Source organism: Amycolatopsis sp. NPDC054798 (assembly GCF_053611505.1).
On sequence record NZ_JBSHAM010000031.1, the window covers coordinates 15,631 to 35,598 of the forward strand.

Below are 19,968 nucleotides of genomic sequence, written 5' to 3' on the forward strand. Positions count from 1 at the left end.
AAGGAGTTTTGTTCCACTGAGTGGGGACACAATGGTGGCAATGCGCGCCGGGGTGCCTACCGAGCGCTCAAAATCCAGCCGGAAGAGGCCAGCTCCGAGGGGTTTCGCTCACCATCGAGAACGACATGGCCGCGTTGGGTGACTTTCACACTATCGAGGGAAACTCCCCGACCCGTGTAATTCGGATCGGTGCTGTAACGCCACCTAAGTGAGGTAACGGCAAACGCGGGCACCTCCGCAGACACCCGCCACCAGGACCGGTGCCCGTGCCCGCTGAGCGAGGACGTCTCGCCGCCGGGTGCACCCGGGCCACGGGCCTGAAGCGGAACAGGTTGCCAATTCACCCCGTCGGTGCTGGATTCGAGCTGCAACGGGTCGCTCGGGCCCTCTGTGTCGACGAAAGCGGCGAAGGACACTCGCAGTGGCGCACCGACTGGAAGCGGCTGAGTGCTGAGCGTAGCGACACCGTTGTTTCCAGGGCTCGCGTACCAAGCGTCGCGGCCTTCGACCGGGCGTACGGCCATCGCCTTGGCGAGCGAGGTCGCCCAGACCTGACGGGCGGTGTTGATGGAACCCCAGGTGCGCGTGGGGTGCACGCGGTTGGTGAGCAGCAACGCGAACGACCGCGATTGGGGGTCGATGACCAGCGTGGTGCCGGTGAAGCCGGTGTGGCCCGCGCTGATCGGCGACGCCAGCGCGCCCATGTACCAAGGCTGGTCCAGTTCGAAGCCGAGCCCGTGCTCGTCGCCGGGGAAGCGCTGGTTGTAGTTCGTCAGCATCTTCGTGACGGTGTCCGGCCGCAGAATCCGGTGCCCGCGGTAGCTGCCGCCGTTGAGGATGGCCTGGCAGAGCACGGCCATGTCGCTCGCCGTGGAGAACACGCCCGCGTGCCCGGCGACGCCGCCGAGCGACCAGGCGTTCTCGTCGTGCACCTGTCCGCGCACGAGCCCGCGCGGCGGGGTTGTCTCGTACTCGGTCGCGGCGACGCGGCCCAGCTTCGACGCGGGCGGGTTGTAACCGGTGTCGACCATGTCGAGCGGCACCGTGATGCGCTCGTGCACGACCTGGTCGAGCGGCTTGCCGGAGAGCTTTTCGATCAGGAAGCCGAGGGTGAGCATGTTGAGGTCGGAGTACAGGTACGTGCTGCCCGGCGCGTTCTTGAGCGGGCTGTCGAGCACGGCCTTGCGCCGCGACGGGATGTCCGGATAGCCCTGCCAGAGCGACGGTGACGGGTCGGCGTCGAAGCCGGAGGTGTGCGTGAGGAGTTGCAGCACGGTGACGTCCTGCTTGCCGTTGACGCCGAAGTCCGGCAGATAGCGCACGACCGGGGCGTTGACGTCCAGCTTGCCCTGCTCGGTCAGCTGCAGCGCGGCGATCGAGGTGAAGAGCTTCGAGATCGACGCCATGTCGAAAATGGTGTCGTTCCGCATCGGGACCTGCTGGTCCGGCGGCAGTTCGGTGCCCTTGGCGTCGGCGTACCGCAGCGCGCCGCCGACGGCGTAGCGGTCCACGACCACGCCGTCGTGCGCGAGCAGGCCGACCGCGCCGGAGAAGTGCGGATGCCCGCTGGCGTCCGGCTGCGTCCAGCTCTTCAGGAACTGCTCGGCGTCGCGGATCGGCCGCGGGTCGAGGTTGACCTCGCCGGGGCTGCCGTCCCGCAGCTTCGTGCTCGCCGGCGCGAACCCGTGCTGCGGACGGTCGAAGCGGCCGGCGAAGCCGCCGTGTCGGTTGTCGATCGTGGCTGCTCCCGCGGTCGTCGTGGCCGCGACTAGGACGGCCAACGTCGCGACGAGCACTTTCCTAGCACGCATGACCGCTCTCCTCAGCGATAGATCAGGTGGGGGCGGCGTCTGCGGGCGAAGTCGGCGAGTTCGGCGCGCCACGCGCCGGTGATCTCGTCCACCCCGGCGCCGGCGTCGACCATGGTGCGCAGCCGCGCGGATCCGGACAGCTTGTCGATCATGTGGTCCGGCCGCCAGGCGAACTTGTCGGGCGCGACGCGCTTGGCCGTCACGAACATCGAGACGGTGGTGCTGATCGCGTCGAAGGCCCGCGGATCGGTGACGGTGACCTGTACGCCGCCGCAAGGCTCGTTCACGAACTTGCCGAAAGTCGGCACGAAGTAGATCTCGCGGAACGCTGCGCCCGGCAAGTGGAGCTTCTCGAGCTCTTCGCGCCAATGCCAGTCGAGGCCGGGCGCACCGATGATTTCGAACGGCCGGGTGGTGCCGCGTCCTTCGGAGAACACAGTGCCCTCGAACATGCCTGTGCCCGGGTACACGAGCGCGGTGTCCGGCGTCGGCATGTTCGGGCTCGGCAGCACCCAACGGAGACCGGTGTCAGCGAAGAAGCTGTCGCGTCGCCAGCCGCGTACCTCGACGATTTCGAGCTTCGCCAGCTTCACGCCTTCGCCGGGCAAGAACTCGGCGGCGAAGAACCGCGCTAGCTCGCCGACAGTCATACCGTGCTGCTGCGCGATCGGCTTCAGCCCGACACCGGACGAGAACTTCGGGTCGAGCACCGGCCCGGACAGTCGTCCGCCGATGGGGTTTGGCCGGTCTAGGACGACGAAGGCCGCGTTGACCTTCGCTGCCGCGACCATCGCCGTGTACAGCGACCAGATGTAGGTGTAGAAGCGCGCGCCGACGTCCGCGATGTCGAAGACGACAGTGTCCAGTCCGGCCTTCTGGAAGAGCGAAGCGAGCTTCGTCGCGTTAGCGCCGTACGCGTCGTACACGGGGATACCGGTGCGCGGGTCGGTGTAGTCGCCTTCGGAGCCACCGGCCTGCGCGCTACCGCGAAAGCCGTGCTCGGGCCCGAAGGCCGCGACGGGACGTACGCCCGCCGCGACCATCGAGTCGACAACGTGGTCACCGTTGGCGAGCACACCGGTCGGGTTGGACAGCACGCCGAGCTTGCGTCCGGCGAGCGGACGCCAGCCCCGCGCGGCGAGCTGTTCGGCACCGGTGAGCACCCGGCGTTCCAGCTCAGCTTGCGGCGCTTCGGTTGCTTCGGGGGCCGCCTGTGCCGCTGCCGATCCGCCCGCGAGCACCGGGACGGCGAGCGCCGGAACGGCCAGGAAATTCCTGCGGTTGAGAGTCACCAGGTCAGTCCGTGTCCGAAGGGGTACTTGACGGTGTGCACGTCCGCCCCGGCGGGGACGTCGACCGGCAGCTTCCCGCTGGGCTTCGTCTCGCCGAGCACGACCTTGGCCAGCGCTTCGAGCGACGGCGTGATGTAGCCGTAGGTAGCGAGCCAGGTCGGCACCGGGTTCGCGTACCCGGCGTCGTACGGAATCTGCGCGGCGACCGCGACCACCGGCTTGCCGGTGTCCATCAGCGCCTGCAGAAGCTTGCCCTGCAAGGGGAAACCGCCGAGGTTGTTGGTCAGCACCACGACAACGTCGTTCTGCTTCGCGGCTGCCGCGGCCTCGGCGATCTGCGCGTCGGTCGGCGTCTGTCCGGTGGCCAGCGCGGTCGCCTTCGTGCCGTGCGCGGTGAACCTGCCGGCAAGCGCTTGCGTCGTGGTCGCGCCCCAGCCGGTGACCAGCACGGTCGACGGCTTCTGCTTGAGCGGCAGCACCCCGGCGTCGTTGGCGATCGCGGTGACCGACCGGTCGGCGATGCCCTGCGCGGTGGCCAGGTGCTCCGGCGTCCCGACCTTCTTCATGACCTGCGAAGGGTTGGTGAACGGCGAGTACAGGATCCCGCGCTTCAGCTTGAGCTTCAGCACCCGCAGCACGCTCTGGTCGATCCGCTGCATCGGCAGGTCGCCGGACTTCACCGCGGCGAGCACAGCGTTGATCGCGACGTCCAGGTGTACCGGCATGAGCAGCTGGTCGACGCCGGCTTTCAGCGCGAGGACCGGGATTTCGGCGTCGCTGTGCAGCTCCCGCACGCCCTGCATCTCGAGCGAGTCGGTGATCACGACGCCGTTGTAGCCGAGTTCGCCGCGCAGCTTGCCGGTGATGATCGGCTTCGACAGCGTCGCCGGCTCACCGGACGGGTCGAGGCTCGGGAACTGGATGTGCGCGCTCATGATCGAGTCGATGCCCGCGGCGATCGCGGCCTTGAATGGCGGCACGTCGATCGCCCGCCACTGCTCCTCGGTGCGGTTGATCTTCGGCAGCCCGGTGTGGCTGTCGGTCGCCGCGTCGCCGTGGCCGGGGAAGTGCTTCGCGGTGGACGAGACGGTCTGGCTCGCCGGCCCGGACTCCTGGTAGCCCTTGACCTCCGCGGTCACGAAACTGCTGGCCAGGTCAGGCCGTCCGGAGAACGACCGGACGCCGATCACCGGGTTGGCCGGATTGGAGTTGACGTCCGCGTCCGGCGCGTAGTCCTGGTTGATGCCGACCGCGCGCAGTTCGTGGCCGAGGATCGTGGCGACCTTGGTCGCGTTGCCGGTGTCCCGGCCGGCGGCGATGGCCATCGAGTTGGGGAACTCGGTGGCCGGCGCGCCCATCCGCGTGACCGTGCCGCCCTCCTGGTCGGTGCCGATCTGCAGCGGGATGTGCGCGCCGCTGGAGATCGCCGCGCGCTGCAGGCCGTTGGACAGCTTCGCGACCTGAACCGGGTCGTCGAAGTTGTCCCGGCTGGTGTTGTTGAAGTAGATGACGCCGCCGAGGTGGTACTTCTGCACCGCCTGCGCGGCGGTGTCGACGCCGAAATCGGTTTGGTTCTTCGGGTTGACCTCGTCGGCGGACTTCCCGTTCACCCACGTGACGAACAGCTGCCCCACTTTTTCTTCCAGGCTCATCCCGCGCAGCGCCTGCGCCGCGGCGGCGTCGAGCTGCGCGGCCGTCTGCTGGGGCGTCTGCTGCGGTTGTTTCGGCGCCGCGAACGCCGAGGAACTCAACCCCCCGACGGCGAGCACCCCCGCGAGGGGAACAGCGAACACCTGCAGCCTCCGCGTGCGCGCGAGTCGGTTCGTCACGAATTGCCTCCCAGTGTCGCGTGCCGCCGCGGGCGAGGACGCGAGTCGTGAAGCGTCCACCGGGCAGCACCGGTATCGGGAAGCTACTCACCGCGACACGGGGTTGTCCATCGGCCGAGCGCAGGAACGGGAGGGTTCACCTGGGAGGACGGCACCTGGGTGCGCGCGGATTTCTTCGAGCCCGGCTCGGTCCGCTGCGCGTGAATATGCCGTCGGTGGACATAACACTGGCGGTGCCCGTCAGCCAAGGGCCAACGGGCACCGCCAGTCAGCGCGAACATCTCGGGCGACCAAGCGTGCAACTCTGGTCGTACCTTCATGGACTCGGCGTCCGGCGTCCCGGTACGCAGTCCCTAGACGACGAGCCTCCCGCGGCGTGCTGCGCGTGGGTACCCGGAGTCCGCGCACGGAGGTTGCCCGGGGTGACAGAGGCTTCTCTTCTACCTCTGTCCTGGCCGAATCAACGTCCGCACCTACTTTCTACGCCGTGAGCGCGGTCACTTCAAGTGCGCGTACGGGTGCACCGGTACAGAGGCTCGATCCGGTGACGGCACCACCCTCAGCAACGGGCCTAGCTGCGGAAACCGCGGGATTGGTACCGCCACGCGGGTGCTCAGTGGCCGGTGCCGCGAGAACGTCGGCGACGGCTGAGGCTGTACCAGGTCGCGCCCGCCGCCACCGCGCCGACGCCGAGCGCGACCATCCCCGCCGACTTCGCCGGGATCCGCGTGCGCAACGACATCGGCCGCTCGAACGCGAGGATCGGCCAGCCGTGCTCGTCCGCGGCGCGGCGCAGCAGCTTGTCCGGATTCACCGCGTGCGGATGGCCGACCACCTCCAGCAGCGGGATGTCGGTGCTGGAGTCGGTGTAGGCGAAGCAGTCGGCGAGGTCGTAACCGTGGGTGGCGGCTTGCTGCTTCGCGGCTACGGCTTTGTTCTCGCCGTAGCAATAGAAATCGACCTCGCCGGAGTAGCGGCCGCCGACGATCTCCATGCGGGTGGCGACGCAACGGGTCGCGCCGAGCATCTCCGCGACCGGCGCGGCGACCTCCTCGCCGGTCGCCGAAAGCACGATCACGTCGTGTCCGTCGGCGAGGTGCTGCGTGATGAGGTCGGTCGCCTCTACGTAAACGAGCGGATCGACTACGTCGTGCAATGTTTCGCGCACGATCGCGGAAACCTGCGCGACATCCCAGCCCGCGCACAGCGCGGAAACCTCGGCCCGCATCCGCTCGGTCTTCTCCGCGTCCGCGCCGGCGAGCGAGAAAACCAGTTGCGCGTAAGCACTTCTCAGTGCTGCGCGCCGGTTGATCAGCCCTTCGCGCAGCAACGGCTTGCTGAACGCGAGCGCACTGGACGACGCGATGATCGTCTTGTCGAGATCGAAGAAGGCGGCTACGCGCCGGGGTGCTTCTTCGCTGCGGGGTTCGGCCACGTGATCAGGATAGGCGTACCGCGCGGTGTTGTTGGCAGCACACCGGGCGTGGCGACGGCCGGAAAATCGATGACATCGACTCGCTTACGGCCTCGGGTGCCGTTATCGAATCGTATGTGTCACTCACACAGCCAACTCATAGCTAACGGAGTTACAGTGAACTGACCCGGTCGTGAACCGGGCTGGTTCAGTCCGACCCCCCGGGGCTGAACCCCTGGCGGCCCTCGTCCCTCCCCCCTGGCGAGGGCCGCCTTCTATTCTCCCGTTTCCGCGTCGGCGAACAATTTTCAGGTCTGGTCGGAAACCATTGCGCTGCCTGCGTTTTCGGGCTGACCTGCGCTGTTGCGGTCGTCCGCTGAGCGCCTTGCGGGCAAGATCAGTTAACCGCTCGCTTACCCTTTCGGCATTTTCTGCGGTCTCTGTGTCGGTTACTGCTTCCGGTGCGGCAAATTTGCTTCTTTCCGCTCGATTTTCCGGAGGTTCTTCGCAGCAATCGTTTTCTCGGCCGAATGTGCGGAGCCGCGCATTGTCCGGTACGGGCGGACGCTCCGGCAGTTCTGGATCGATTTCGGCCCCTGGGTTGTCCACAACCCCTGGGTTGTCCACAGGGCGGAAAAGCGGTCCTTGTCGCGTGGCCTGGGGGCGGGCGACGGTGGAAGTCCGGCCCACGAGACCCAGGGGAGGGGCACATGGCCACCGCACAACCGCTCGTCGTCTCCGGCGAGGGCACCGTGTTCGAAGAGATCCGCCGCGTCGCCGCCGTAGTCGGCTGCGAGTTCGACCACGCGCCGGATCTGGCCGCCGCACGCGGACGATGGACCCGGGCTCCGCTCGTGGTGCTGGACGAGGACATTGCTGTCGACAGCCCGCCAATGCCAGTACGCGACAGTGTCGTGCTCGTCTGCAAAGGCGCACCCGATGTGGAAACCTGGCGGCGCGCCGCCGCGCTCGGCGCCCGCCGCGTGTACAGCCTTCCCGACGACGAAGCGGGTTTGACTGGCGCGTTCGCCGATGTCACCGACGCGCCAGCAGAATCTCCCGGCCCCGTAGTCGCTTTCGTAGGCGGCCGAGGCGGTTCCGGCACCTCAGTGCTTGCCGCTGCGGTCGCCGTCGAAGCCGCTCGCACCGGCTCCGCGCTCTTGGTCGACTGCGACCCGCTAGGCGGCGGATTGGATCTCCCGCTAGGCCTCGAACACACGAAAGGCCTGCGCTGGCCGGAAGTCCGATTGTCCGGCCGGGTTTCCGTCCCTTCTCTGATCGCGTCTCTCCCGAGCCGAGGCAAGCTTCCCGTGCTGTCCTGCGGCCGCTCCGGCGACGGTCCGACACCTCGTGCGCTGTCCGCTGTGGTCGCCGCGGGCAGCCGCGCCGGACGCACCGTCGTCTGCGATTTGCCCCGCCATTTCGACGAGGGCACAGCCGCCGTCGCTTCCGTCGCCGACTTAATCGTGGTGGTCGTCCCGGTCGAATTCCGTGCCTGCATGGCAGCGAAGCAGGTCTTGAACTGCCTCCGCCCGCACACCGAGCGTTTCGCGATAGTCGCAAGTGGACATCCCATCGACGGTGTCCAGGCTTCGCAAACCGCGGGCATGCTTGGCCCGCCCTTGATCGCTGCCGTAGCTCCAGAACGCCGAGTAGCCACCACCTTGGAATCCGGCGAGTTCGACCTGCCCCCGAAAGGTGCACTGGTCACCGCCGCCCGAGCCGTACTGGCCAACGTGCGCCCTCTTCCCACCGCGCAGGCGGCATAGATGACGACCGAGTTGGTAGAACGAGTCCGCCACCGTCTGGCCGGGGAAAGCCGCGGCACCGACCCGATCGCCTTGGCCGAAGCCGTCCGCGCAGAAGCCGGTGGCGCTCTGAGCCACGACGCGGTACTAGCCGCCGTCCGCCAAGCCCGAGACGAGTTCGTCGGCGCAGGGCCGCTGGCCCCGTTGCTGGAGGACGACAGCATCACCGACGTCCTGGTCACCGCTCCCGATCAGGTATGGACCGACGGGCCGGCTGGCCTCGCTCACACGACGATCCGCTTCCCGGACGAGGACGCCGTCCGCCGGCTAGCGCAGCGTCTGGCCCTAGCCGCCGGTCGCCGCCTGGACGACGCCCAGCCTTACGTAGACGGCTGGCTCCCCGCCCGGCAAGGCCGAATCCGTGTCCACGCCGTACTGCCGCCGATCGCCGCCAACGGCACCTGCCTGTCACTACGGGTCCTGCGCCCGGTGACTCACGACCTAGCCGCACTCCACGCCCACGGCTCCCTCGACCCCACCGCCCTGACCATCCTTCAGACAATCCTCAAGCACCGCTTGGCTTTCCTGATCACCGGCGGTACCGGTGCCGGGAAGACGACGCTCCTGAGCGCCTTGCTGAGTGCGGTAGCGCCGACCGAACGAATCGTCTGCGTGGAAGACGCCGGCGAATTACGCCCGACTCACCCACAGTTCGTCAGCCTCGTCGCCCGCCCCGCGAACGTAGAAGGCGCCGGTGTCGTCTCTCTGCCTGAGTTGGTTCGCCAAGCCCTGCGAATGCGCCCAGACCGGCTGATCGTCGGCGAGGTCCGCGGCGCAGAAGTGTGCTCCCTGCTGAACGCCATGAACACCGGCCACGACGGCGGAGCCTGCACCCTGCACGCGAACTCTCCCGCGGAAGCCCCCGCACGCCTGGAAGCACTGGCAGCTCTAGGCGGTCTGCCCAGGGATGCCTTGCACAGCCAACTAGCCGCAGCAGTCCGCGTAATCCTCCACATGCGCCGAACAACCACCGGCCGCCGCCTGACGGAAGTCGCAGTACTCCAGCGCTACCACGGAGAAGTAAGAATCCACCCCGTCTGGCGCGACGGCCACTGGACGAGCCGTCGTCCTCTCTTCACCGCACTGACTAGTCCCGCACCCGCCCGCGACTAGCTCCTCCATTGTCCGACCATCCCAGCATCGAGGTGACCCGTTGATCTCCGCATGGCCGTTCCTCTGCGCAGGCACCGGAATCCTGTGCTGGCCAACCGCCCCCAACCGCCTGCTCCCGTCTCCGCGCATCCGGCTCCGCCTCCCCATCCCGCCCCGCCAGTCCCTCTGGCTGGCCCCGGCCGTCATAGCCCTGCCACTGGCCGGAATCGGTGCCGCGATAACCACCGCCCTGCTCACCCTCGCCGTACGACAGGAATGGCACAGCAGAAGGGAAACCACCGAAACCCTGACCCGCGCCGAACGCACCTCGACCGTCCTCCGCACGATGGTCTCCGAACTACGCGCCGGTGCCCACCCAGTAGCCGCCGTCGAAGCAGCCGCCGAGACCGTCCCTGAACTAGCCGCAGAACTGCACAACCTCTCCACCGCCGCCCGGCTGGACGGAACCCTGCAATCGTCCGTGCTCCCCGCCGTCGCCCAATCCTGGAACCTCGCCCGCCGCCACGGCCTGCCCATCGCCGACGTCCTCGACGCCGCCCGCCGGGACGTCGACGCCGAAGTCGCGTTCACCCGTCGCCTGCACGCGAAAATGGCAGGCCCGCGCATGAGCGCAATAGTCCTGACCGTGCTCCCCGTCGGCTGCCTGGCAATGGGCCAGCTCATCGGAGCCGACCCGCTCTCGGTCTTGACCGAAACCCTTCTCGGACAAGCCTTCCTAGTCGCGGGCGCAGCCCTGCTTTGGGCAGGCACCGCCTGGTCCAGAGCCCTGACCAACCGCAAGGCCGCCCCATGACCACCCTGAGCCTCGCCCTGATCGCCACCGCACTGCTGCTCTGGCCGAACGCCACTCCGCCCCGGCACCTAGCCCCGCCCAAGCGCTCACGCCGCACCCTGCGTCCAGAGGTCTGGCACCCCGCCGTCGCACTAGTCGCAGGCCTGTCCGCCGCTGTAGTCGCTGGAATCCCAGTAGGACTAACCGTCGGAGCGGGTGCCTGGTGGCTTCTCCGCAAGTCCCGTCAACCCAAAAACCCGGACGACGTCTCGGAACGACTCCGTTCCGCGTCAGTCCTAGACCTGCTAGCCGCCTGCCTGCGCGCCGGAATGCCAGTCCCCATCGCTCTGGAAGCGGTAGCACCCGGCGCGCCCCCAGACACCGGAAACGCCCTGCACGCCACAGCAAACCTGCTGGCGCTAGGCGCGGATCCGGCCCCCGCCTGGGCACCGCTGCGAGCCCGGCCAGGCTTCGCCGAACTGGCAGTCGCCGCCACCCGAACCGCGCGGTCCGGGGCAGCACTCGCCTCGACCGCAGACGATCTGGCCCGCCGCGCACGCGACGGACTGGGCGTCGAAGCCGAAGGACGAGCCGAACGTGCCGGGGTCGCCCTGGCCCTGCCGGTAGGGCTGTGCTTCCTGCCCGCGTTCTTCGCCCTCGGCGTGCTGCCGGTAGTGCTCGGCCTGGCCGGGCGAATCGGCGGCCTGCTGTGAACCCCTCCACGACAAACTCCACGACAGAAAGGGAAACCGACCATGTGGTTCTTGCCCGGAGACGAGGGCACCACCACCGCCGAATACGCCATCGGCACGGTAGCCGCCGCAGCGTTCGCGGTGGCGCTCTACGTGCTGCTCAGCGGAGACTCGGTCTCCGCCGCGCTGGCCGGCCTGGTGCAAAAAGCCCTGACAGTGGCCACTTGATGGCCAGCCGTCGCCGGGACGGCGGATTCGTCACGGTAGAAGCCGCTCTTTCGCTGGGCGCACTGACCGCCGTGCTGGCGATCCTGCTCGCCGGCACGAGTGCGATCGCCGGACACCTCCGCTGCCTGGACGCCGCCCGCGAAGCCGCCCGCCTGACCGCGGCCGGACAACCAGAAGCCGCCGACGCAGTGGTCCAAACCATTGCCCCGCGCGGCGCACACCTGACCATTCGCCGCGCCGGCGACGGCGTCACCGCCGAAGTAACCACCGACGCCCTGGCTGTTCTCCAGCTGAACGCAACCGCCTACGCCATCCTCGAACCAGGCTCAACGTCATGACCGAAGAACAACCAGCCGACGCAGGCGTAGCCACCATCTGGACAGCCCTGGCCGCCACCACCCTGATCGCCATCACGGTCCTGGTGTGGTGGCTAGCCGCGGCCATCACCGCCCGCCACCGCACCGAAGCCGCCGCCGACCTCGGCGCACTGGCCGCCGCAGCCCACGCCGCCGCCGGACCGACCATCGCCTGCGCCCGAGCCAAGGAGGTCGCCGACCACGAACGCGCAGTGTTGACCAGTTGCCGCTGGCACAACCGCGACACTTTCGTCGAAGTCCGCGCCACCACCGCACCGATCCCTGGCCTACCCGCCCCCACCGCGAAGGCGCGCGCCGGTCCGGTAGACCTGCCTCCCTAGCCGGGCAGTCGCTACGGGCCCACTCGGCGGGTCCCGCGCTGACGCGGCCGCTGCGGACGATCGGCATCGGCAACTGGAGAAGTGCCCTCGCGGGCGCAGCCGAGCCCGTCGGTAACTGCGGTGACGGGCGGTTGCGCTCGGGACGACTCAGGCGGGCCTGTCTGAGTTAGGGACCGGCCGTGCTGTCCGGCGCCGAGCCTGGCTGTCCGCGGTCAGCGGCCCTCGGCGTGGGCAGGTTGCCGCTTCTAGCTGGTGGTCCTGCACCGCTCGGCGCGGGGCAGGAGGGCTCACGCCAGTTCGCCGAACTAGCGGCCACTCGCGGGCACGGCATCGTCCTGTCGATGTCGTGCCTCGCCGTTCCATTCAGTCGCCACGAGCTTGAATCAAGCCCGGTGTTCAGCCAGTTCAGCCCAGCGGCACATCCCCGCGCGGACGGTTCGAGCAGCCGCCACCAGCCCAGTGCGCGACTTGTATCGGGAACCGCTCCGCTAACCCCGCCGCGGCCCGCCGACCTCCGTGCCGCCCCAACCGACCCGCTGACCCTCCGCACTGGCCTCCTGACCCTCCGCACCGACCCATGCCCGCCTCAACCGAAGAGATTTGCAACCTGCCACCCTCTCCCGCGCACCTCTCCCGTCCGGTCGCCTCGCACCGCCGCCCGAGGCCTTCCGGTCGGCCACCGGAACCGCTCATCGCCGTCCCGGCCGCCAGGTGATCAGTCCGCAGGGCCCCCACGCGTCCGGACTTTTCCGGCACCGCCGACGAGTGGCGTACGCCACGAGCAGCGGTCGCTGGCGAACGCCGAACGGTTAAATCCCCAGTTCAGCGACCTGTCAGCCGGGATGCGCCAGCACCCTCGCGAAAAGGTGAGAAAGTGTCGAATCCCGTGGTGGGCCCGTTCTCGCCGGGTGGGCGGCGGGCCCAGCGGCCGGTGATCGGCGCGTTGTTATCGGCCGGACAGTGGGCTACCGGGCGTTCATCGCTCGGTAACGGCCGGTTGTCGCGCGGAGTCTTCCCGGCAATGTGCAACTTGCCGTTTAGTGAGACATGCGCCACCACGGCCCCGACCCGGACGGCGCGAAAACCGGACCTCGAAGGCAGGAAAGCAATGTTGGACGCGAATTGGCCGGACAGCTGGCGGAACGCCTTCCGCATCGAACTGCGTGCGGAGGCGATCGGCCTCGCCTGGCGCGGCTGGCCGGTGCTTCCGGGGGCGACCCCGGAACCGATCACCGCGGAGGGGGACGACCTGACCTGGCGCCGGCCGGTGCCGGTGCGCGACGACTGGCGTGAGCTTCTCGGCACGCACGCCCACGAGGTCGCTGGCTGGTTCTCCGACCGTACGCACAGCCTGCTCGTGGCGACCGGCACCGTGCTCGACGCGGTCGAGGTGGACCAGGAACTGGGCAAGCGCGCCGCGCGGCTGCTGCGGGCCATCGGGCACCCGGCCCCGATCGTCGCGATGCCGAACGGCCGGTGGCTGTTCCTCACCTTGCCCGCCGAGCACCTGCCCGCCGAACTCGCCGAGCAGGTTGCCGTGCAGTGGCACGGCAAGGACAGCTACATCCCGCTGCCGCCGTCGCCGTTCCAGCACGGTGTCGTGCACTGGCGCGTGAAGCCGGAGGTGTGCGGCTGGAAGCTGCCGCCCGCCGCCGAGGTGCAGGACGTGCTGGTCCGCGCCCTTGCCGACGAGCACGCCCCGATGCTGGTCGAAAGCACCGCCGCCTGATCCGGTCCCATCCCGGCAGGCAGCACGCGACAACCGAAGAAAGTCTTCACGTTCCACCGTGGCCGCACTGTTCCCCGTGCTGACGCAACGCCCCGAGCACGGCTCCCAGTACGGCCACTGCCCCCGCCTTGTCCAGCGGATCGTTGCCGTTCCCGCACTTCGGCGACTGGACGCAGGACGGGCAGCCCGTCGGGCACTCGCAGGAGACGATCGCCTCCCGCGTAGCGGCCAGCCACGGGACAATCGCGGCATAACCGCGGTCGGCAAACCCCGCACCCCCGGGATGCCCATCGTGCACGAACACCGTCGCCTCCCCGGTGTCCTCGTGCCACGCGGTAGACACCCCGCCGATGTCCCAGCGGTCGCACGTAGCGAACAGCGGTAGCAGGCCGATCGCCGCGTGCTCGGCGGCATGCAGGGCACCGGGGACGCGCGCCGGAAGCAAACCGGCGCCCCCCGGTGCTCTGCCAGCACCCCCGGTCCCCACCGGTCCCACCGCACCACCGATCTCCACCCCGGCACCGGGCCCCCGCCCAGCCGCCGGACCCCCAGAAACTTCGCCGGTTACCCCGACAACCGACGAGGCGCCCCCGGTCCCCACCGGTTCTCCAACCGCACGACTGGCCGCTGCCCCCGAAGCGGTCCCGCGGAATTCCGCGGTGGTTGGCGACACGCTCCCGGTCCCCACCGGTTCGCCAGCCGCCCCGCTGGTCGTTGGCTTGGCAGCGGTTTCGCCGGTGCCGCCAGCGGCTGGCGAAGGTTGACCGGTCCCCACTGGTTCACCAACCGCGGTCCCCGCAGTGGTTTCGCCGGTGCCACCAGTGACCAGCGAAGGTTGCTCGGTCCCCACTGGTTCGCCAGCCGCCTGGCTGGTCGTTGGCTCGGTACCGGTTTCGCCGGTGCCGCCAGCGACTGGCGAAGGCCGCCCGGTCCCCGCCGGTTCGCCAGCAGTCTCATAGGCCCCAGTCCCCGCAGCCGTTTGGCCGCCAGCCCCGGGGGTTGGCGACCCGGCCGCCGCCGATCCGCCAGCCGCCTCCATGGTCGTTGGCTCAGCAGCGGTTTCGCCGGTACCGCCAGCGACTAGCGAAGGCGACCCGGTCCCGACCGATCCGCCAACCGCCTCACCGCCCGTCGGCTCCGCAGCGGTTAAGCCAACCCCGGCGGCCGACCCGCCAGCCACCCCACCGGCCTCCGGACCCGAAGCGGCTCCACCGGCAATCCGCGACCCAGCCACCGAGCCCGGCTTCCCAGCCGGACCCTCCAGCAGTTCCCCCGAAACCGTGTACCACACCGCCCTCGTGTGAAGGCTCTGCTCCGGCAGGTTGAGCGGCGTATGGTCCAGCACCTCACCCGATGGCCGCCGCCGCAGATACCCCACCACCTGCGACGTCACCGCTACCTCGCCCAGGCACACCGTCACCCCGCCGTGGCGGCACTGCTCTTCCGTCGACAGCACCGAAATGTCCACGATCTCGCGCGGCGAAGTCGTCCAGTCCGGGTCCTCCGCGTGCACGAGCGCCAGGCCCGTCTCCAAATCCAGCTCGTCAACCACATACGACGAACCCTGGTGCAAATACACCGCACCGGGATGGACGGAGTAGCAAGCCGAACCTGGGTCGACGGTGCCGAGCATCCGGCCCGAATCCGCTTCCACCACCGCGATCTGGTCACCGCCCGAGCCGCGGATGCCTACCTCCGGGTGCGGGCGGTCGCGCGAAGTCCAGTACCAGCCGCTGGAACGACGGCGCAGCAGTTTCTGCTCGGCGAGATCCGCCAGCACCGCCCGGGCCGCGTCGCCGCCGAAGGTTTCCAGTTCTGGTTCGGTGAGCGGCAGTTCGGCGACGGCGCACGCGAGCTGCGGGCCCAGCACGTACGGGTTCGTCGGGTCCAGCACGGCCGTTTCCACTGGGCGTTCCAGCAACGCAGCGGGATGGTGCACCAGGTAGGTGTCGAGCGGATCGTCCCGGGCGACGAACACCACCAGCGCTTCATCGCCCGACCGGCCCGCGCGGCCGGATTGCTGCCAGAACGACGCGAGCGTGCCGGGGTAGCCGGCCAGGACCACGGCGTCCAGGCCGGCGATGTCGACGCCCAGCTCCAACGCGTTCGTGGTCGCGACACCGAGCAGCCGCCCTGAGAGCAGGGCCTGTTCCAGGGCGCGTCGCTCCTCCGGAAGATAGCCGGATCGGTACGCGGCAACGGTATCCGCCAGCCGAGGGTCCACTTCGGACAGCAGGCGGCGAGCCCCGAGCGCGGTCAGCTCGGCGCCGCGGCGGGAGCGGACGAAAGCCAGCGATCGCGCGCCTTCGACTACCAGTTCGGTGAGAATCCGCGCGGTCTCGACGCCAGCCGGACGGCGGACGGGCGCGCCGTTCTCGCCAGTCAGCTCATCCAGCAGCGGCGGCTCCCACAGCGCGACGGTTCGCGCCCCGCGCGGAGAGGTGTCGTCGGTGATCGCGGAACATTCCACGCCGGTGAGCCGGGTAGCGAAGGCGGCGGGCGAGGCGGTGGTCGCCGAAGCCAGCACGAACACCGGCGAAGCGCCGTAGTGCTCCGCCACCCGACGCAAACGGCGCAGCAACAGCGCGACGTGCGAGCCGAAGACGCCGCGATAGCTGTGGCATTCGTCGACCACGACGTACCGCAACCGGCGGAAGAACTGCGTCCAGCGGGAGTGCGCCGAGAGGATGCCCCGATGCAGCATGTCGGGGTTGCTGAACACCCAGTTCGCGTGCGCGCGAACCCAGTCGCGCTCTGTCATCGGGGTGTCCCCGTCGAACGCCGCCGCGCGTACTCCCGCGATGTCCAAAGAGGACACCGCGCGCAGCTGATCAGCGCCGAGCGCCTTCGTCGGCGAAAGATACAGCGCGGTCGCCCGCGCGTCCGTGGCCAGCGCGCTGAGCACCGGCAGCTGATACGCCAGCGACTTCCCGGACGCGGTGCCGGTGGACACCACGACGTGCGTGCCCGAATGAGCCAGCGACGCCGCCTCGACCTGATGCCGCCACGGTTTTTTCACTCCGGCCGCGCCGAACGCGGCCACGACCGACGCCTCCGCCCACTCCGGCCACGGCTCGTGCCGGGCCGCGCGTTCCGGCAGCCGGGACACGTGCGTGACCGGATTCTCGTGCGCCGGGATCCCTGCCGTGACCCGGTCCAGCAGCCTCCGTCCTCGCTCTCCCACCACGTGCCGAAGCTTCGCACAGGGCACCGACAAAACCGGGGCGAGATCGATCCAGTGACCAATCACACATGGTTACCGAACGTGCTGTCGCCGGGACACATTGCGGACGCGCAGATCACTACCAATACACTCCCTCGATCCACACCCACTGTGGCGAGCGTCATGTGAGACGTGCATTGCTTGCACGGCTAGCGTGTCCTTCGGCACAGATCCACGTCAGTGCAGGCGCGCCGGGTACGACGGGCCAGCGCTGGCCAGACGGCGTTCCCAGGAGGACGAATGTCCCGGCAGTTCCTCGCGGAGGGCGGTATCACGCTCTCCGGGGGTGGCTACACCATCGTCGGTGTGGTCGCCGTGGTCGCCCTTGTCGCACTGGCCATCGGTTACGTCCTGCTCAAGGAGGTACTGGCCGCGGGCCAGGGCACCGCCAAGATGCAAGACATCGCCAAGGCAGTGCAGGAAGGTGCGGCCGCATACCTGAAGCGGCAGCGCAACACCCTCGCCATCTTCGGCGTGATCGTGTTCCTGCTCCTGTTCGCGCTTCCCGCGGACGACTGGAGCGAACGGATCGGCCGGTCGATCTTCTTCCTCGTCGGGGCGGTGTTCTCGTTCACCATCGGCTACCTCGGCATGTGGCTGGCCACGCAGGCGAACCTGCGCGTGGCCGCCGCGTCGCGCGAGGAGGGCGGTCGCGAGAAGGCGATGCGCGTGGCGTTCCGCACCGGCGGCGTGGTCGGCATGATCACCGTCGGGCTCGGCCTTTTCGGCGCGGCGATCGTGGTGCTCGTCTACACCGGCCAGGCACCGAAGGTGTTGGAGGGCTTCGGTTTTGGCGCGGCGCTGATCGCCATGTTCATGCGAGTCGGCGGCGGCATCTTCACGAAGGCCGCCGACGTCGGCGCTGACCTGGTCGGCAAGGTGGAGCAGGGTATCCCCGAGGACGACCCGCGCAACGCCGCGACGATCGCCGACAACGTCGGCGACAACGTGGGCGACTGCGCGGGCATGGCCGCGGACCTTTTCGAGTCCTACGCGGTGATGCTCGTCGCCGCGCTGATCCTCGGCAGCTCCGCTTTCGGCGCGCACGGCCTGATCTTCCCGCTGATCGTGCCCGCCATCGGCGTGATCACCGCGGTGATCGGCGTCTACATCACGAAGGCGCGCGCCGGCGAGGGCGGCCTGGTCACGATCAACCGCTCGTTCTACATCTCCGCCGTCATTTCCGCGGTGCTGTCGGCGGTCGCCGCGTTCGTGTATCTGCCGAGCAGCTTCGCCGACTTCGGCGAGGGCTTCTCGCACAACACCGGCAACCCGGCGGTGATCGCCACGGTCTCGGTGATCATCGGCATCGTGCTCGCCGCGCTGATCCTGCGCATCACCGGCTACTACACCGGCACCGAGCACAAGCCGGTGCAGGACGTCGGCAAGACGTCGGAAACCGGTGCGGCGACAGTGATCCTGTCCGGTATCTCGGTCGGGTTCGAGTCCGCTGTGTACACCGCGCTGGTGATCGCCGCGGCTGTGTTCGGCGCTTACCTGCTCGGCGGCGGCGTCGCGCTGTTCGCGGTGGCACTGGCCGGCACCGGCCTGCTGACCACTGTCGGCGTCATCGTCGCGATGGACACCTTCGGTCCGGTCTCGGACAACGCGCAGGGCATCGCCGAGATGTCCGGCGACGTCGACGAAAAGGCCGCGCAGATCCTCACCGAACTGGACGCGGTCGGCAACACCACCAAGGCCATCACCAAGGGCATCGCGATCGCTACCGCGGTGCTGGCGGCGACTGCTCTGTTCGGGTCCTATTCGGACGCGATCGCCAAGACTGTCGCCGAACGCGGCGAGGGCGCGGTCACCGCGGTGAGCTCGTTCGTCAACCAGGTGGTCAGCCCGAACACGCTGGTCGGCGTCATCGTCGGTGCGGCAGTGGTGTTCCTCTTCTCCGGCCTCGCGGTCAACGCGGTTTCGCGTGCCGCCGGCGCGGTGGTGTACGAGGTGCGCCGCCAGTTCCGCGAGATCCCCGGGATCATGGAGGGCACCACGCGGCCCGAGTACGGCAGGGTCGTCGACATCGTCACCCGCGATTCGCTGCGGGAGCTGGCGACGCCGGGTCTGCTGGCCGTTTTCGCGCCGATCGCGGTCGGGTTCGGCCTCGGCACCGGCGCGCTCGCCGGGTATCTGGCGGGCGCGATCGCGACCGGCACGCTGATGGCGATCTTCCTCGCCAACTCCGGTGGGGCCTGGGACAACGCCAAGAAGCTTGTCGAGGACGGCAACCACGGCGGCAAGGGTTCCGACGCGCACGAGGCGACGATCATCGGCGACACGGTCGGCGACCCGTTCAAGGACACCGCCGGTCCCGCGATCAACCCGCTGATCAAGGTCATGAACCTGGTCTCGGTGCTGATCGCGCCCGCGGTGGTCACGCTGACGCTGGGCGGCGGCGCGGACACCACGTGGCGGATCGTGATCGCGGTGGTCGCGGTCGCGGTGATCGTCGCGGCGATCGTGGTGTCCAAGCGGCGCGGCAGCGTCATGGCGGACACTCCGGCGGAGGCGAAAGCCTGACGCGTTGCTCCATTCGGGCCCGGTACGCCTTGTGCGTACCGGGCCCGTTCGCGTTCACACCCCGGGGCGAGTTGCGGACTACTGGCGGGTCGGTACCGTGCGGAGGACACGGAGTTCGACGGACAGGAGTGGTGCGGGTGCGGCCGCGGTGGACCGGGTTAGCCGCGCTGGCAACAGGAATCGGCATCGGGCTCTCCGGCTGCGGGCAACCGCCGCCGCCGTCCGAGCAGGTCGCCTCCGGCGGGCACGCGGACGCGGCGAACCCCACCGATCCGGCCGCGAAATGGGCCGACGGATACTGCGGGGCGGTCACGCATCTGGTTCGTGCGCTGGCGAATCTGCCTTCGATCGACCCGAGTTCGTCGGCGCAGGCCACTCGCACGTCGAGCGATCTCCTGGCCTCGGTCGCCACCGGCATCGACCAGACCGTGGCCGGGCTGCACCGGGTCGGCCCGGCTCCGCTGCCCGGCGGCGAACCGGCGCGGACGGCTTTGCTGAGCCAGTTCACTTCGGTGCGGCACCAGGCCGACGAAGTGCGCGGCAAACTCGACGCCGCCGACAATCCCGACGCGGTGAAAGCGGCGCTGGACGACGCGAAATCGGCTATCGACCAGATTTCCCAGCTTGACGTCCTCAAGGGCCTGGACGCGACGCCAGCCCTGTCGGCGGCGGGCAAGCGCGCGGCGGGCTGTCAGGAGCTGGTGGTCCCGCCCGCGCCACGCTGATCGACGCCCGAGGGCGATGGCGGAGCGCGCAACGCGTGCAGCCAGGCCAACCCGATCACTTGCTCACCGCTCGCTTCGGCGGCGCTGGCCTGACCGAAAACGAGCGGGA

The 19,968-nt window shown here is 69.1% G+C and carries 15 protein-coding genes; 10 read left to right on the forward strand and 5 right to left on the reverse strand.

Annotated elements, in window-relative coordinates:
* Positions 1 to 56: 56 nt before the first annotated feature.
* The 4 genes from ACWGIC_RS20425 to ACWGIC_RS20440 all read right to left on the reverse strand — a co-directional run bounded on the left by ACWGIC_RS20425 (position 57) and on the right by ACWGIC_RS20440 (position 6,367).
* Positions 57 to 1,811 carry a serine hydrolase gene (locus ACWGIC_RS20425; RefSeq protein ID WP_452077512.1) on the reverse strand — a complete coding sequence of 585 codons (1,755 nt, stop codon included), beginning with the start codon at positions 1,809 to 1,811 and terminating at the stop codon, positions 57 to 59.
* Positions 1,812 to 1,822: 11 nt separating this feature from the next.
* Complete coding sequence (locus ACWGIC_RS20430) at positions 1,823 to 3,103, reverse strand: exo-beta-N-acetylmuramidase NamZ family protein (RefSeq protein WP_452077513.1); 1,281 nt, start codon at positions 3,101 to 3,103, stop codon at positions 1,823 to 1,825.
* Entirely contained in the window at positions 3,100 to 4,872 is a 1,773-nt protein-coding gene (locus ACWGIC_RS20435; RefSeq protein WP_452077584.1) for a glycoside hydrolase family 3 protein, read from the reverse strand. Before ACWGIC_RS20435 ends, ACWGIC_RS20430 begins: the two co-directional genes overlap by 4 nt.
* 673 nt (positions 4,873 to 5,545) lie before the next feature.
* The gene (locus tag ACWGIC_RS20440) at positions 5,546 to 6,367 is read right to left on the reverse strand and encodes an HAD family hydrolase (protein WP_452077514.1); all 822 of its coding nucleotides are present in this window, start codon (positions 6,365 to 6,367) and stop codon (positions 5,546 to 5,548) included.
* 689 nt (positions 6,368 to 7,056) lie between these two features.
* Here ACWGIC_RS20440 and ssd point away from each other — a divergent pair.
* From ssd to ACWGIC_RS20480, 8 genes are all read left to right on the forward strand, one after another.
* A complete protein-coding gene (gene ssd, locus ACWGIC_RS20445; protein WP_452077515.1) occupies positions 7,057 to 8,115 on the forward strand; it encodes a septum site-determining protein Ssd in 1,059 nt (352 codons plus the stop codon).
* Positions 8,116 to 9,267 (forward strand): TadA family conjugal transfer-associated ATPase, encoded by a 1,152-nt coding sequence (locus ACWGIC_RS20450; RefSeq protein WP_452077516.1) that lies wholly within the window; start codon positions 8,116 to 8,118, stop codon positions 9,265 to 9,267.
* A 40-nt stretch (positions 9,268 to 9,307) separates the two neighbouring features.
* A complete protein-coding gene (locus ACWGIC_RS20455; RefSeq protein ID WP_452077517.1) occupies positions 9,308 to 10,060 on the forward strand; it encodes a type II secretion system F family protein in 753 nt (250 codons plus the stop codon).
* Positions 10,057 to 10,752 (forward strand): type II secretion system F family protein, encoded by a 696-nt coding sequence (locus ACWGIC_RS20460; RefSeq protein ID WP_452077518.1) that lies wholly within the window; start codon positions 10,057 to 10,059, stop codon positions 10,750 to 10,752. Before ACWGIC_RS20455 ends, ACWGIC_RS20460 begins: the two co-directional genes overlap by 4 nt.
* A 42-nt stretch (positions 10,753 to 10,794) precedes the next feature.
* Positions 10,795 to 10,959, forward strand: a complete 165-nt coding sequence (locus tag ACWGIC_RS20465; protein ID WP_344265646.1) for a DUF4244 domain-containing protein — start codon at positions 10,795 to 10,797, stop codon at positions 10,957 to 10,959.
* On the forward strand, positions 10,959 to 11,297 hold the full coding sequence (locus tag ACWGIC_RS20470) for a TadE family type IV pilus minor pilin (protein WP_452077519.1): 339 nt from the start codon (positions 10,959 to 10,961) through the stop codon (positions 11,295 to 11,297). Before ACWGIC_RS20465 ends, ACWGIC_RS20470 begins: the two co-directional genes overlap by 1 nt.
* Positions 11,294 to 11,656 (forward strand): Rv3654c family TadE-like protein, encoded by a 363-nt coding sequence (locus tag ACWGIC_RS20475; RefSeq protein ID WP_452077520.1) that lies wholly within the window; start codon positions 11,294 to 11,296, stop codon positions 11,654 to 11,656. The genes ACWGIC_RS20470 and ACWGIC_RS20475 overlap by 4 nt, the downstream gene beginning before the upstream one ends.
* A gap of 1,108 nt (positions 11,657 to 12,764) precedes the next feature.
* Positions 12,765 to 13,385 carry a bifunctional DNA primase/polymerase gene (locus tag ACWGIC_RS20480; RefSeq protein WP_452077521.1) on the forward strand — a complete coding sequence of 207 codons (621 nt, stop codon included), beginning with the start codon at positions 12,765 to 12,767 and terminating at the stop codon, positions 13,383 to 13,385.
* A 46-nt stretch (positions 13,386 to 13,431) separates the two neighbouring features.
* On the opposite strand, the gene ACWGIC_RS20485 is transcribed toward ACWGIC_RS20480, so the two are convergent.
* Positions 13,432 to 16,572 carry a DEAD/DEAH box helicase gene (locus ACWGIC_RS20485; protein WP_452077522.1) on the reverse strand — a complete coding sequence of 1,047 codons (3,141 nt, stop codon included), beginning with the start codon at positions 16,570 to 16,572 and terminating at the stop codon, positions 13,432 to 13,434.
* 276 nt (positions 16,573 to 16,848) lie between these two features.
* Between ACWGIC_RS20485 and ACWGIC_RS20490 the strand changes: the two genes are divergently transcribed.
* Positions 16,849 to 19,134 (forward strand): sodium-translocating pyrophosphatase, encoded by a 2,286-nt coding sequence (locus tag ACWGIC_RS20490; protein ID WP_452077523.1) that lies wholly within the window; start codon positions 16,849 to 16,851, stop codon positions 19,132 to 19,134.
* 137 nt (positions 19,135 to 19,271) lie between these two features.
* The gene (locus ACWGIC_RS20495) at positions 19,272 to 19,859 is read left to right on the forward strand and encodes a hypothetical protein (RefSeq protein ID WP_452077524.1); all 588 of its coding nucleotides are present in this window, start codon (positions 19,272 to 19,274) and stop codon (positions 19,857 to 19,859) included.
* Positions 19,860 to 19,968 lie beyond the last annotated feature (109 nt).